Here is a 14,352-nt window from a genome sequence, read left to right as displayed (position 1 = left end):
CTAGTCGTATTACAATCAATTGTAGCATCCGACCCTGCGTTGGCTGTGGGAGTAGTTTTATTTACGGTAACTATTACTACATCACCAATACTTGAACAACCTGTGGAGGAATTTGTAACTACAACGGTATATGCTGTAGTTGTATTTGGTGAGGCTGAAGGTTGTGCCGCTGTAGATGAGGATAACCCGTTAGTCGGAGTCCATGCATAGGTATAACCGGATACGGCTGAAGTTCCAATGGTAGCACTTGTAGTATTACAATCAATAGTAACATCAGATCCTGCATTTGGAGTTGGAGTAGCAGTATCTACCGTTACTACAACTGTATCGGAATCTGTACAACCAGTTGATGAATTAGTGATTACTAGAGTATAAGTTGTGGTGGTGTTTGGTGTTGCTGTGGGGTGTGCATATTGCCCGTTTAACCCTGTAGATGGGGTCCAAGCATAGGTAAAACCGGATACTGCTGGGGCTCCAATAACAGCACTTGTATTATTACAATCAATTGTAGCATTTGACCCTGCATTAGCTGTTGGAGTAGCATTATCTACCGTTACTACAACTGTATCGGAATCTGTACAACCAGTTGATGAATTAGTGATTACTAGAGTATAAGTTGTGGTGGTGTTTGGTGTTGCTGTGGGGTGTGCATATTGCCCGTTTAACCCTGTAGATGGGGTCCAAGCATAGGTAAAACCGGATACTGCTGGGGCTCCAATAACAGCACTTGTATTATTACAATCAATTGTAGCATCTGACCCTGCGTTGGCTGTTGGTGCTGCGTTATCTACCGTTACTACAACTGTATCAGCAGTACTTTCACAGCCAGATGCGTTAGTGACCACTAAACTATAAGTTGTGGTGGTGTTTGGTGTTGCTGTGGGTTGTGCAACATTAGCTGCAGATAAACCTGTAGACGGAGTCCAAGCATAAGTAAGGCCTGATACGGCTGAGGCTCCAATAACAGCACTTGTATTATTACAATCAATTGTGGCATTTGATCCTGCATTGGCTGTTGGATCTGTACATCCTCTAGTTACTATTCTAAAGAAGTCGCCCTTTAATCCATTCTTTAAACCCGCTTTAAAAATTTTGCCACCTCCATACCTCAGGAACCAATCATCAGCAGAGGAGTCATTCCATGAAGAGTGCCAATTTCCGTTATTAAAGGAAGTTGGCTCAAACCTCATACCACTAGGAGGAGATGAATCATAATTACTTGAAGAAAAATTTGATCCAGTAAAATGCTTGAATTGATCATGCTCAAGATAAATACCTTTAATAACATTATCAAAAGTGACAATCCCAGGTGATGATCTAAAGTTGGAACCATCATGATTCAAATAAAACAGATAAACATTTACAACCTCACCAACAGCTAAACCTTCAAACTGATAGTATGAACCACCTTGATTTAATGAGTTTATAATAGCTGAGGTTAGAACTAAATTCTCCGCTTCAATAGTTATAACATTGGTATCACCAGGATCATATCCTGTAGGAGAATTTTGTTGGTTATAAAATGCATTTGAAGGTAAGCCTGTATGTTTTTCAATCACATTAGAATTAGTAGAACTAATTCCCTGACCTTGAATAAAATTCATATTAAACACACAGATTATAACTATTATAGCATATTTATAAATACCATTATTTAAATTCATATTAAACATTTTTAGTTTGCACTAATTAATTATTCAATTCATTTATAAAAACAAATTCAGTTCTTCTGTTATCTTGATGCACGAATTCATTACAAATTTCACCATTTGGACATTCATTAATAAGTTTTGTTTCACCGTAATTTTCTACTGTAATTCTCTCCTCAGAAATACCTCCTTTATTTACCAAATATTCAGTGGCAGATTTATTTCTCCTCATTGACAAGGCTAAATTATAGGGTTGATCACCTCTTGAATCTGTATGAGATAATAAAACAACTTTAACTTTTGGAAATTCATTCATGTATTTAATGATCTTGACCAATTCTAATTCCGCATCGGGTCTTATATTAGACTTGTCAAAATCATATAAAATATGTTTTAGTTCAAAATCTTCACACAAAGCAGTATTATCCTCAATTAAAAACCAAGCATCTTTTTTTAAAGTATATTTTAAGTGATATAAAAGTTTAATTGCTTTGCTTTTAGATTTAAAACGACCGTATGCGACCCTAAACAGGCCTTCAGGATTAATCTCAGCTATAGCTGCATCATAACCCTCAATTATTAAAGATTTCATTTTTCTTTCAGCATTAGATTTATTGCTAAATGAACCAGCAATTATACTAAAATGAGAGCATGTTAATTCATCTTTTTTATTGGAAGTATACTGTAGCACTGGTTTTAAAACCAACTTTAAATTCTTTATTTTTTCTGAACTATTAGTAAAAACTAATGTGTCATTTTTATAGTTTTCTTTTTCACCAATAAGTTTATATAAGCTAAAGTCACAAACTAAATCAAGGGCATATGCACCATTAATATCAGATTTAAATGTTTCAATAGTATTATTATCTTGATCATAAATAGTAACATCAGCATTAGGAATACTTTCAAGTGTATTTTTATCAACTATAACTCCTTTAACACTTTGTTCGCATGGATTTCTAGTGAAACTATAAATATCATCATCACCTTTTCCCCCAGCTCTATTTGAGGTGAAATATCCATTTAAACTAACCTCGTTTATAAGGTATCCAAAATCATCTTTCGGACTATTAATCGGTTTTCCAATATTAGTTGCTACTTCTTTTGAATTTGAAAGGTTATTAATATTATTAAATTTAAAAATATCCAAACCTCCCAAACCAATATGAGAATCCGATGAAAAATATAATGTACCATTATCACTCACAAAAGGAAAGTTTTCACGACCTTCTGTATTAATCTTTATGCCTAAATTTTGTGGAGTTCCAAAAGTGCCATCCTTATTAATATTAACTAAAAAAATATCTGAACTACCAATAGTTCCAGGCATATCAGATGTAAAGTATAATTTTGTTTCATCAATACTTAAAGTTGGATGAGCAACATTATAGTCATCACTATTAAATGGTAATGACTCAATGTCTCTCCATTTTTCATCTCTAAAAGTTGCTTTATGAATTTTTAAACCAATTATATTTTTATCATTTTTTCTTGAGCTATTTCTTGTAAAATAAATGGTTTTTCCGTCCTTTGTAAAAGCTGTTGAAGACTCATGATACTTGGTGTTTACCTTGCCTGTTATTTCAGTTATATTACCTTCTTTATCAAATTGAAATATATCTAAGAAAGGTTGATCATTCCAATTATATAATTTATTTTTTTTATTCCTTGAAGATGCAAATATTAAATTACCATTATAAATGGATGTCCCAAAATCTGAAAAGGAAGTGTTTATCTCTAAATTACGTAAAGGGAACTCTTCAGATAATAAATCTATTACCTGAAGGTAATTTATATTGAATAATTTACTTCTTGAATCTTCTGGGTTTGACTTAATAAACTTCTTCATAATACTGTCAGATTCAGAATAATTTTCAACCGCCTTTAAGGATTGCGCGTATCTGAAATAAATTTCTTTGTCCAAAGCTTCTTCATTTGATGACAATAATTGTTTATACCATCTAGAAGCCTCCCTCATTTGTCCATTAAAATAATACGAATTTGCCAGGAGAAGAGTCTTTGTATCATCTTTGCCAACTTCGGCTGATGAAGAAAGCTGTTCAATTATTTTGATATATGATAAATTATCATATTCTTTTTGTGCATTCTTAATTGTGTTTTTTTGCCCAAAAGAAACCTTAACAAGACATAATGTAAATAACGATATTATAAATAGTCTGTTTTTCATTGTTATAGCTTTTAAAAAAATCTTGGTGATAATATTTTTAATCTTTTAGTTATTTCTTGTAATTCAAACCTCAACATAATTTCATGAGTCCCTCCCGTATATTTATTTCCCATAGAATTGTTGTAATCATAGGCATAACCAACAAATAAAGTGTCACTTACCTGTAAACCAGTCAACCCACTAATAGAATCATCCCACCTGTATGCTAAGCCTAATACAAATCTGTTATTAAACATTGTATTCATTGAAAGGTCTGCTATAATGGGGGAGCCAGAAACAGCTTTCACCATAAAAGCTGGTTTTAACTTTATACTATTATCAATATTAAATACATACCCTCCAATTACAAAAAAATGTAAACTTTCTGAGGCTAAAGAACCTTTGTAATCATCATAATGCTTCGTAGTTAAAATATTTGGTAAGGATAGTCCTAAATAACCCCTGGTGGAGTGTAAATATAACCCGACCCCTATTGTTGGAGAAAACAAACTTATATTTTCATTAAAAGCTAGATCAGTATTTTGAAAAAGAACTCCCCTAGTCCAATCTGAATTTAAATTATGTAATCCTCCTTTAAGCCCAAATGATAGCTCCGTTAATTCATTTAATCTTATTGTATAAGAAAAATTTAGATCTATGTAGTCCTCTCTTATTGGCCCTAATTGATCGCTTACAATACTTAACCCTATACCAAGATTTTGGTTTTTTAAAGGAGAATGAATTCCAAATGTTAGTGTCTTTGGAGCACCATCAATACTCACCCATTGTGTACGATATAAACCCGTGACACTCAATACATCTCTTTGACCCGTATAAGCAGAGTTTATGCTCATAGTATTATACATGTATTGAGTGTATTGAGGGTCTTGTTGTGAACATACTTCAAGACTCACTAGTATTCCAAAAAATATTAAGAATAAGTTTTTCATTATTAAATAGAAATTATAACTGAGTTAAGACTTTCAGAATCTGAAAGTTTTATTTTTTTTCCTAATCGATATCTTTGGGTTTCAACTGTTCTTAACGAAACTCCTGTTATTTGAGAAATTTCGTTAGCGCTTTGATTCATTTTAATGTAAGCGCACAAACGAAGATCAGTTTGTGAGAGTTTTCCATATTTCAATACTAAAGCTTTAAAGAACTCAGGATATACCTCTGTAAATTGACTCTCAAAATTTTTAAATACTTTTTCAGAGCCAATAATTTTATTAATATCATTTTCAATACCCTGAGATAGATCCTCATTGGGCCGATTATCATTTTTATTTTTTTTGATATTTTGTTTCAGAGAATCTAAATACTCATTTCTTTGTGCTATAAAATTTGTTTTACTAACCAACTCTAATTGCTTCTTTTCTAATCTTGATTTTGTTATGCTCTGCTCTATTTGAAGACGAATATTTCGCTCCTTCTGATAATTATAATTTATCCTCATTGTAATAAATGAAAAAACAAGTATAACAGATCCAATAATGAGTATGAATAAGTATGTGTTGTATCTGATTTTACTCTCATTTAACTCACTTTGTTTTTTAGATAACAGAATCTGTGTCTCTAGTTTTGAAAAAGCCCCTCTTATTTTTGATGTATTTATAATACCACCCATTTTAATCAATGAATCTTTTACCTTGATTAAATTATCAAAATCTTCCTTTTGAGTGTAAACACTCTGAAGCACGTTATAGTTTATTTTTTTTTGATTAGTGCTCAGTGATTTTGAAGAAAGATTTTGAAGTGCACTTATCTCCGCATTTTTATAATCTTTAAGACCAAGAAAACAGCGAGAAATCATTGAATCGATGAAAGGTAATTCATCAGGAAATGCAGCCAGAATAATTTTCGTTTTGTATAGGTAATCAAGTGCATTATTAAATTCATTTTCTCTAAAATACCTTGTTCCATATTGAAGAAAAATATATCCATAATTTCTTTGTAAATATGATTTTTCTAGAATACCAGATTCACTTTTAACTTGATTATATAAAATTACAGCTTCGTTATAAAATTCATTGGAATTATAAAGATCCCCAGTATTTAAAAATAAATTTATCAGTTGATTATAGGCATACATTTCTCCTTCTAAATCCTTGATTTTTTTTCTACTACTTAATACCCTTAAGTAAAGTTTCTCTACCGTTTCATAATCCTTTTCATGAGTTAAAAAAAGACCTAGATTACCATATACAGTATTTAAACCAATTTCTTTTTTTCTATCATCATCAAATAAAAGAAAATTAATTTCAGCTTCTTTTCCTTTTAATTTTGCATTATCAATTTCACCAATGGCATAATATAAATTACTAATATTAACAAGTACCCACGGAGGAGAGTTAACGTTTTTTTCATGATAATATCTATCCTTATCGACAAGTTTAAAAGATTTTAATGCTTCTGAAAAATAAGATAAGGCCTCAGCATATAATTTCTTATTTGTTAGAAGTTGTCCAATTAAATTATATGTAGAGACTAATTCTCTATTTGGATTAACAACATCCGCTATTTTAAGAACCTCAAATCCATAATCGAGAGCCTTGTTAGGATCTATTTCAGAGTATTTACTAATAGAATCATTTAAGGATTTGTGATCAGTTTTATCAATCTGAGCAGAACCGAAGAAGACACTGAAAAAAATAATTGTTTTATAAATCAATCCTAACTATTTACTAGGCACACAAATTTTATTAAAAATCAAACCGAAGTTTTATGATTTTTTCTATTTGACTTTCTCTTGAAAAATTGATCTTTTTCAATCAAAAACTCCTCTCGTGTGTAAGTACGACCATTGCAATAGATTGATTTTACACCTTTGGGAAAGTCATTATAAAATAAGTATTCACCTATCATTTATCTATTTTTGTTAGGGTCGAAATTATAAAATAGTATTCAATATAATGAATTAATAACTACTTCATTACTACTACGTTATATTATTTTTTTCCTTGTTAAAAACAAGTAAAATTATAACTTACAAACATTTGTTTTAATTGGCTTATCAATTTTAGGTTTGAATGCCATCCATATTCATACATAAATTATCTGATGGAGCATTCCTTAAGTCAAAATAGAATTCTTCTCGCTCTTTCTTATCTTTAGGAAAATCACAATAATTGAAAAGTCTAAAAACATTATCGTAGACCCTTCCGTTCATTTCATCGATCCATTCATTTTCTACAAGATCTATAATTAAATTACCATCAAATAGCTTGATTACATAATTAAAACATGTGGCTTTTATTTCAAATTTTACTTTATCTGAATAGCCATCTCCGTAAGTATATTCTGTGATATTTTCTTTATATTTTGATAAAGAAGTAGATCATAATGATTAATAAATACTTTATGACTTTAAAGGTCAAGTGTGATTTGAGAATCTTCATTACTTAGATGGATCTCATCATTCACCTCAATCTCTTCAGTAGCTATTTCTATATGATCAATTGAATACGGCAAGCTTTCTTTAAGAGTCACAGATTTGATCTTTTTATCAGAAAGCTGATTTCCTATTGCTTTAATTCCTTTAATAGTGATAAACTCCTCTACGTTTACAAGTATCGATTTAGGAGCATCTTCTCCCCTTTTCTGCTTAGAAAAGTGAATTTCTAAAACAGGTCTTCCTTCAGTTGTGATATATAAAAGTTCTGTTTTTTCTTTTATGAAAAAGTCTTCTTTATTCTCATTTTCAATTAAAAATCTCTTTAAAAATGATTTCTTTTTGTAAGGATCATAATAAACCGCAGTAATTGGCTTTCTAGGAAGCCACTTCTCAAGAATTAACTGTTCTTTATCAAAATGAAGAGTCATCTCCGGAATCATAACTTTCACAGTCGCATTTCCCGTAATCTCAAGTAATTTATCCCCACCTTTAAATGCTCCCAAAAGTTTCCCTCTACCGTCAGTATTTAACCTCTGAACTGTAGTGTCTATCCATATATCTCTGGGCTTTAGCGTAGACTTTCCTTTTTCTTTAAGTTCAATACCATTTTTACGAATGGTATACTTAGTTACAATGTTTCCTTTTGAATTTCTCCCTTTGATTATATAATCAGCAAAATCTAAATCCCATTTCAATTTTTTTATACTTCCAGTGTTTCTTAGATTTATTGATATTATCTCTGCTTCACCATTTGGATTAGCAGAAAAATACTGAATTTCAGAGCTTGATTTTCCTTGTGTTAAATCATAGGACTTATCTCTTGTGACACCACTAACTGGAAATCTTTTAACAAAATAGGTTCCATTTTTTCCATCTCGATATATCATATTATAAATAGTTCTGGAATCCTTTCGCTTAAATATTGCAGTGTGAAGAATGTTTTTTTCAATAAACACTTTACTACCTACCTTAACCACCTGCATTAGTCCAGAAGCAGTAAAAACAATGATATCATCAATATCAGAACATTCGCATATAAACTCGTCTTTTTTAAGACCTGTTCCAATGAAACCTTCTTCTTTATTTACATATAGTTTTTGATTACGAACAACTACTTTTTTTGCATCAACATCATCAAAAGTGGTAATCTCTGTTTTTCTATACTTATTCTTACCGTATGTCTTCAGGAGATGATCAAAATATCTTATGGCATAATCAATCAAATGATTTAAGTTATTTTTAACCTCACTAATATCGCCTTCCAATGCTTCTATTTTTTGTTGAGCTTTATCGATATCAAATTTTGAAATTCTTTTTATCCGAATCTCGGTAAGTCTACTTATATCTTCTTCTACAATAGGTCTTTTAAGAATTTTAACATAAGGTTTTAGACCCACATTGATAGCCTCAATAACAGCTTCCCAGGTTTCAACCTCTTCGATGTCACGATAAATTCTATTTTCAATGAAAATTCTTTCTAGAGAGGCAAAGTGCCATTGATTTTCAAGCTCTTCCAATTGAACTTCCAATTCATTTTTTAACAACTCAACAGTATTGTCTGTTGAAATTCTTAACATTTCTGAAACTCCTATAAAACATGGTTTATTATCAATAATAACACAACTAAGAGGAGAGATTGAAGACTCACAATCAGTAAATGCATATAAGGCATCTATTGTTTTGTCAGGAGAAATACCGGTAGGAAGGTAAATTAATATTTCTACGTTTTCAGCAGTATTATCTTCAATTTTTTTAATTTTAATTTTACCCTTATCGTTGGCTTTTAGTATGTTATCAATTAAAGATGAAGTATTAGTTGAAAATGGTATTTGATCTATCACTAGTGTATTTTTATCACGTTGAGTAATGGATGCGCGCACTCGAATCTTGCCACCTCTCATTCCATCATTGTAATTATCAACATCAATCGAACCTCCCGTCTGGAAGTCGGGATATATTTTAAATGATCTACCTTTCAAGTAAGCTACTGAAGCCTTAATCAGCTCATTGAAATTATGAGGAAGGATTTTTGTAGACAATCCTACAGCAATCCCTTCAGCCCCCTGAGTTAAAAGCATTGGGAATTTAACTGGAAGATTAACAGGCTCTTTCCTCCTTCCATCATAGGAAAGCTGCCAATCAGTTACTTTTGGACTGAAGACCACTTCCAAAGCAAATTTTGATAATCTTGCCTCAATATATCTTGATGCAGCTGCCCTATCTCCAGTTAGAATATTTCCCCAATTACCCTGCATGTCGATCAGAAGTTCTTTTTGACCGATTTGAACCATTGCATCTGATATACTTGCATCTCCATGAGGATGATATTGCATGGTGTGACCAACAACGTTGGCTACTTTATTGTATCTACCATCATCCAAATCCTTCATAGAATGAAGAATCCTTCTTTGAACTGGCTTAAAACCATCCTCTATTGCTGGGACAGCTCTTTCTAAAATTACATAAGAAGCATAATCAAGAAACCAATCCTTGTACATGCCTGTAATTTTTACAAGAGTATCTTTATTGTTTTCTGATTCTAAAAAATTATTTCCCTTTCCTATCATTCTACTGAATCAAGTTCAACTTTTAGATTTTCAATTATAAACTTTTGTCTTTCTTGAGTGTTTTTACCCATATAAAAACCTAACAACTCTTCACTAGTAACAGATTTATCAAGCATTACAGGGTCTAATCGTATATCCTCACCTATAAAAAATTTAAACTCATCAGGAGATATCTCACCTAAACCTTTAAACCGAGTTATCTCTGGACTACCACTTAATTTCTCAATAGCTTCAAGCTTTTCTCTATCCGAATAACAATAAAATGTTTCTTTTTTATTTCTAACCCTAAATAAAGGGGTTTGTAATATATATAAATGTCCTTCCTTAATCAGTTCAGGGAAAAATTGAAGGAAAAATGTAATTAAAAGTAATCTTATATGCATCCCATCAACGTCAGCATCAGTTGCAATAACAACATTATTATAGCGAAGATCTTCCATACTTTCTTCAATATTCAAAGCTGCTTGCAAAAGATTGAATTCTTCGTTTTGATAGACTATTTTTTTAGTCATACCGAATGTATTTAATGGCTTACCTCTTAGGCTAAATACTGCTTGAGTATTCACATCTCTAGATTTTGTTATTGAACCACTTGCAGAATCTCCTTCGGTAATAAAAACCGTAGAGTCTAAGCGCCTATCTTTTTTTAGATCACCCAAATGAACCCTACAATCTCGGAGCTTTTTATTATGTAAACTAGCTTTTTTCGCACTTTCTCTTGCCAGTTTTCTAATCCCTGATAACTCTTTACGCTCTCTCTCAGCTTGCATGATTTTACGCTGTAAAGATTCTGCTGTATTTGAGTTTTTATGTAAATAATTATCTAATTGAGTAGTTAAAAAATCATTTATGTAACTCCTTACAGTTGGAAAATCTCCACCCATGTCTGTTGAACCTAATTTAGTTTTTGTTTGAGACTCAAAAATAGGCTCCATAACCTTGATGCTAATTGCAGAAATTATTGATTTTCTTATATCAGAAGCATCATAGTTTTTACCAAAAAACTCCCTGATAGTTTTCACAATTGCTTCCCTAAAAGCTGACTGGTGGGTCCCTCCTTGTGTAGTATTTTGCCCATTGACAAAAGAATGATACTCTTCACTATACTGAGTTTTACTATGAGTGATTGCTATTTCTATATCTTCACCTTTTAAGTGAATTATTGGATATAATAAATCTGATTCATTAGATTGGTCTTCCAAAAGATCTTTTAGTCCATTTTCTGAAAAAAACTTTTCACCGTTTAAGGTGATTGTTAATCCTGGATTTAAATAAACATAATTTTTGAGCATTTTTTCAACATACTCAATTCGATACTTATAGTTTTTAAATATTACAGAATCAGGAATAAATTCAACCATTGTTCCTTTTCTCTTGCTGGTTGGACTCTCTGCTGGGTCATCAACTAACTCTCCTTGCTGAAAAACAGCCATCTTTAAATGGTTATCTCTGTGAGACGAAACTTTGAAAAATGAAGACAATGCATTTACTGCCTTAGTTCCAACTCCGTTAAGTCCAACAGATTTTTTGAAGGCTCTTGAGTCGTATTTACCTCCAGTATTCATTTTACTTACAACATCAACAACTTTACCAAGAGGTATTCCTCTCCCATAATCACGTACTTTAACTTTGTTTTCTTCAATTAAAATCTCAATGGTCTTTCCCGATCCCATTACATATTCGTCAATACAATTATCAAGAATCTCTTTTAGTAATATGTAAATTCCGTCATCGGGTGATGAACCGTCTCCTAATTTACCAATATACATACCAGGTCGCATACGTATATGCTCTTTCCAGTCAAGAGATCGAATATTTTCTTCTGTGTATTGAGAATCGTTACTCATAATTGAGTTAAAGATAATCGTTCAGGATGCAATTTTGTTGATAGTTAAATGAGAAAGTATTAACAATTAAATAACTTTTTTTGTTGAAAAATTGAAATTAGTGGTAACTAAACGTTAAATCGGAAATGCAACACATCACCATCTTTAAGTATATAATCTTTTCCTTCAACCCTTATTTTCCCTGCCTCTTTAACTTTTAATTCACTTCCTAATCTAATCAAATCATCAATTGAAATAACCTCAGCGCGAATAAACCCTTTTTCAAAATCAGTATGAATCACTCCAGCAGCTTCTGGCGCAGATGCGCCAATTGGAATTGTCCAAGCCCTTACTTCTTTTTCTCCAGCAGTAAAATAAGTTTGCAAATTTAAAAGACTGTAAGTCAATCTAATTAATTTTGATGCTCCCGGCTCATTCAAACCAATATCATCTAAAAACATCTTGCGTTCTTCCAAAGAATCTAATTCATTTATATCAGCTTCTGTTGATACAGCAAGATATAAGATTTCTGCATTTTCATCTTTAATTGATTCCTTTACTTGATCTACGTATTTGTTACCCTTAACGGCATCTAATTCTGAAACATTACAAACATAAAGAACAGGTTTATCAGTAATTAACTGTAATGGATTGATAAATAAAGTTCTTTCTTCCTCGGTAAAGTCGAGACCTCTAACATTCAATGATTTTTCTAAGCCTTCTTTTAAAAACTGAATAACTTTCAATTCTTTCTGCGCTTCTTTATTTCCAGTTCTAGCAGATCTTGAAACTTTTTCTATTTTTTTTTCGACTGCTTCCAGATCCTTTAATTGTAATTCGATATCAATTGTTTCCTTATCACTTACAGGATTTACATGACCATCAACATGTACTATGTTATCATCATCAAAACAACGAAGAACATGCAATATAGCATCTGTTTCACGAATATTTCCTAAAAACTGATTTCCAAGTCCTTCTCCCTTGCTAGCTCCTTTAACTAAACCTGCAATATCAACAATCTCAACAGTTGCAGGAACAACTCTTTGAGGGTTTACTATATCAGAAAGTTGATTTAATCTTTTGTCAGGGACGTTTACAATCCCAATATTGGGTTCTATGGTGCAAAATGGAAAATTAGCACTCTGTGCTTTGGCATTTGAAAGACAATTAAATAGTGTTGACTTTCCAACATTTGGTAATCCTACTATCCCTGCTTTCATAATTTATTCTTGATGTAAAAATTTTTGTTTAGCAATAAGTTCCGAATCTGTTTCAACTATATCTTCATCTGGGACACAGCAATCTACTGGACAAACTGCAGCACATTGGGGCTCATCATGAAACCCTTTGCATTCAGTACATTTATCAGGTACTATATAGTAAAACTCGTCTGATATTGGTTCATGAACAATTTCGGAATCAGAAGCATTACCATTTGGTAAAATAAAAGAACCATTTAATGTAGTCCCGTCTTTATACCTCCATTCGTCAGCTCCTTCATAAATAGCTGTATTGGGGCATTCAGGCTCACATGCCCCACAATTTATGCATTCATCAGTAATTATAATTGCCATAGCAATTTTGTTTTTACATTTGCAAAAGTACATTCAATATCTCTATCCAACAAACTAATGAGCCTAAGACAAAAAAAAATTCAAACTTTAATTAAACTTGGTATTTGGTTGAAGGATTTTAGTACTAATAAATCAAGCACAGAATTTCAAGAAAAATTAGAAAATACGAATGGATGGTTTACAAAGTGGAATGTTAATACAGCTTTGTTATCTTGGGGGAAATCTCTAAACGAAATAGATATTTCACTTTGGTTAGAGAATTATTCATCAGTAAAATCTCCTAAAAATGTAGGTTTGGTATTAGCTGGAAATATCCCTCTGGTAGGACTTCATGATATATTAAGTGTCTGGTTTTTAGGTCATAAAGCATTAGTTAAACTTTCAAAAAAAGACATGCATTTACTACCGTTTGTTGTTGATTTTCTAGAAAAAGAATGTACCGAGACGAAAGGTCAAATTGTTTTTTCTGATAATAAGTTTGAAAAGTATGATGCGGTAATTGCAACGGGTAGCAATAATTCGTCAAGATATTTTGATTATTATTTCAGAAATATCCCCAACATAATAAGAAAAAACAGAAATGGAATTGCTGTTTTAAACGGTAAAGAAACAAAGAAACAAATTGAGAAATTGGGTTTTGATATTTTAGCTCATTATGGTTTGGGTTGTAGGAATATTTCAAAATTATACATCCCCAAAAACTATGATTTAAATATAATATTCGGTGGACTATATAAATATTCTAATGTAATGGAATCAGCGAAATACGCAAATAATTATGATTATAATAAGGCTGTGTTTTTGATGAGTGAATATAATTTTTTGGATAATGGTTTTTTTATGTTAAAAAAAGACTCAAGACTCAGCTCACCTCTTACAAGTGCTTTTTATTCAGAATATGATTCTATCACAAAAGTTAACGATATAATTAAAAACAATTTAGATAAAGTTCAATGTGTTGTTTCAAATCAAATTATTCAAAATTCTATATCTTTTGGAGACGCACAAAACCCTAAACTATTTGATTTTGCAGACGGAATTAATACTCTTGATTTTCTTGAAAAATTATAATTTTTTGATTTACTAACAATTTCTCAATAATTGTGTTCAAAAATTAAAGATTTATCATAGATATTAGTGTTGTAATTTTTGATATTTGCATTTTAAATGAT

At 31.4% G+C, this 14,352-nt stretch carries 10 protein-coding genes; 1 reads left to right on the top strand and 9 read right to left on the bottom strand.

Translation table 11 applies throughout. The annotated features are described in order from the left end of the window. From AC3ATN_RS07365 to AC3ATN_RS07325, 9 genes are all read right to left on the bottom strand, one after another. On the bottom strand, positions 1-1,664 hold a 1,664-nt coding region (locus tag AC3ATN_RS07365; protein WP_487532627.1), incomplete at its 3' end, for a hypothetical protein. 25 nt (positions 1,665-1,689) lie between these two features. Then, complete coding sequence (locus AC3ATN_RS07360; RefSeq protein WP_487532626.1) at positions 1,690-3,837, bottom strand: OmpA family protein; 2,148 nt, start codon at positions 3,835-3,837, stop codon at positions 1,690-1,692. Between the two features lie 11 nt (positions 3,838-3,848). Then, positions 3,849-4,766, bottom strand: coding sequence for a PorP/SprF family type IX secretion system membrane protein (locus AC3ATN_RS07355; RefSeq protein ID WP_487532625.1), 918 nt, complete (start codon positions 4,764-4,766; stop codon positions 3,849-3,851). Positions 4,767-4,768: 2 nt separating this feature from the next. After that, positions 4,769-6,487 (bottom strand): tetratricopeptide repeat protein, encoded by a 1,719-nt coding sequence (locus AC3ATN_RS07350; RefSeq protein ID WP_487532624.1) that lies wholly within the window; start codon positions 6,485-6,487, stop codon positions 4,769-4,771. A 348-nt stretch (positions 6,488-6,835) separates the two neighbouring features. Continuing rightward, the gene (locus AC3ATN_RS07345) at positions 6,836-6,985 is read right to left on the bottom strand and encodes a hypothetical protein (RefSeq protein ID WP_487532623.1); all 150 of its coding nucleotides are present in this window, start codon (positions 6,983-6,985) and stop codon (positions 6,836-6,838) included. A 197-nt stretch (positions 6,986-7,182) separates the two neighbouring features. Further along, positions 7,183-9,777, bottom strand: coding sequence for a DNA gyrase/topoisomerase IV subunit A (locus tag AC3ATN_RS07340; protein WP_487532622.1), 2,595 nt, complete (start codon positions 9,775-9,777; stop codon positions 7,183-7,185). Further along, complete coding sequence (locus AC3ATN_RS07335) at positions 9,774-11,624, bottom strand: DNA topoisomerase IV subunit B (protein WP_487532621.1); 1,851 nt, start codon at positions 11,622-11,624, stop codon at positions 9,774-9,776. Before AC3ATN_RS07335 ends, AC3ATN_RS07340 begins: the two co-directional genes overlap by 4 nt. 107 nt (positions 11,625-11,731) lie before the next feature. After that, a complete protein-coding gene (gene ychF / locus AC3ATN_RS07330; protein ID WP_487532620.1) occupies positions 11,732-12,826 on the bottom strand; it encodes a redox-regulated ATPase YchF in 1,095 nt (364 codons plus the stop codon). A 3-nt stretch (positions 12,827-12,829) separates the two neighbouring features. Further along, positions 12,830-13,180, bottom strand: a complete 351-nt coding sequence (locus AC3ATN_RS07325) for a 4Fe-4S dicluster domain-containing protein (protein WP_487532619.1) — start codon at positions 13,178-13,180, stop codon at positions 12,830-12,832. Between the two features lie 57 nt (positions 13,181-13,237). On the opposite strand from AC3ATN_RS07325, the gene AC3ATN_RS07320 reads away from it, so the two are divergent. Then, the gene (locus tag AC3ATN_RS07320) at positions 13,238-14,251 is read left to right on the top strand and encodes an acyl-CoA reductase (RefSeq protein ID WP_487532618.1); all 1,014 of its coding nucleotides are present in this window, start codon (positions 13,238-13,240) and stop codon (positions 14,249-14,251) included. Positions 14,252-14,352: the final 101 nt, after the last annotated feature.

Source organism: Candidatus Marivariicella sp. (genome assembly GCF_983056325.1).
Note: the sequence above shows the minus strand (reverse complement) of the source record. Positions and strands in the feature narration are given on the sequence as shown.

What these genes read in the sequence shown, in the direction of transcription:
- AC3ATN_RS07345 (WP_487532623.1), bottom strand. Translation starts at nt 6,985, where the DNA reads ATGAACGGAAGGGTCTACGATAATGTTTTTAGACTTTTCAATTATTGT.
- AC3ATN_RS07320 (WP_487532618.1), top strand. Translation starts at nt 13,238, where the DNA reads ATGAGCCTAAGACAAAAAAAAATTCAAACTTTAATTAAACTTGGTATT.
- AC3ATN_RS07355 (WP_487532625.1), bottom strand. Translation starts at nt 4,766, where the DNA reads ATGAAAAACTTATTCTTAATATTTTTTGGAATACTAGTGAGTCTTGAA.
- AC3ATN_RS07325 (WP_487532619.1), bottom strand. Translation starts at nt 13,180, where the DNA reads ATGGCAATTATAATTACTGATGAATGCATAAATTGTGGGGCATGTGAG.
- ychF (WP_487532620.1), bottom strand. Translation starts at nt 12,826, where the DNA reads ATGAAAGCAGGGATAGTAGGATTACCAAATGTTGGAAAGTCAACACTA.
- AC3ATN_RS07340 (WP_487532622.1), bottom strand. Translation starts at nt 9,777, where the DNA reads ATGATAGGAAAGGGAAATAATTTTTTAGAATCAGAAAACAATAAAGAT.
- AC3ATN_RS07360 (WP_487532626.1), bottom strand. Translation starts at nt 3,837, where the DNA reads ATGAAAAACAGACTATTTATAATATCGTTATTTACATTATGTCTTGTT.
- AC3ATN_RS07335 (WP_487532621.1), bottom strand. Translation starts at nt 11,624, where the DNA reads ATGAGTAACGATTCTCAATACACAGAAGAAAATATTCGATCTCTTGAC.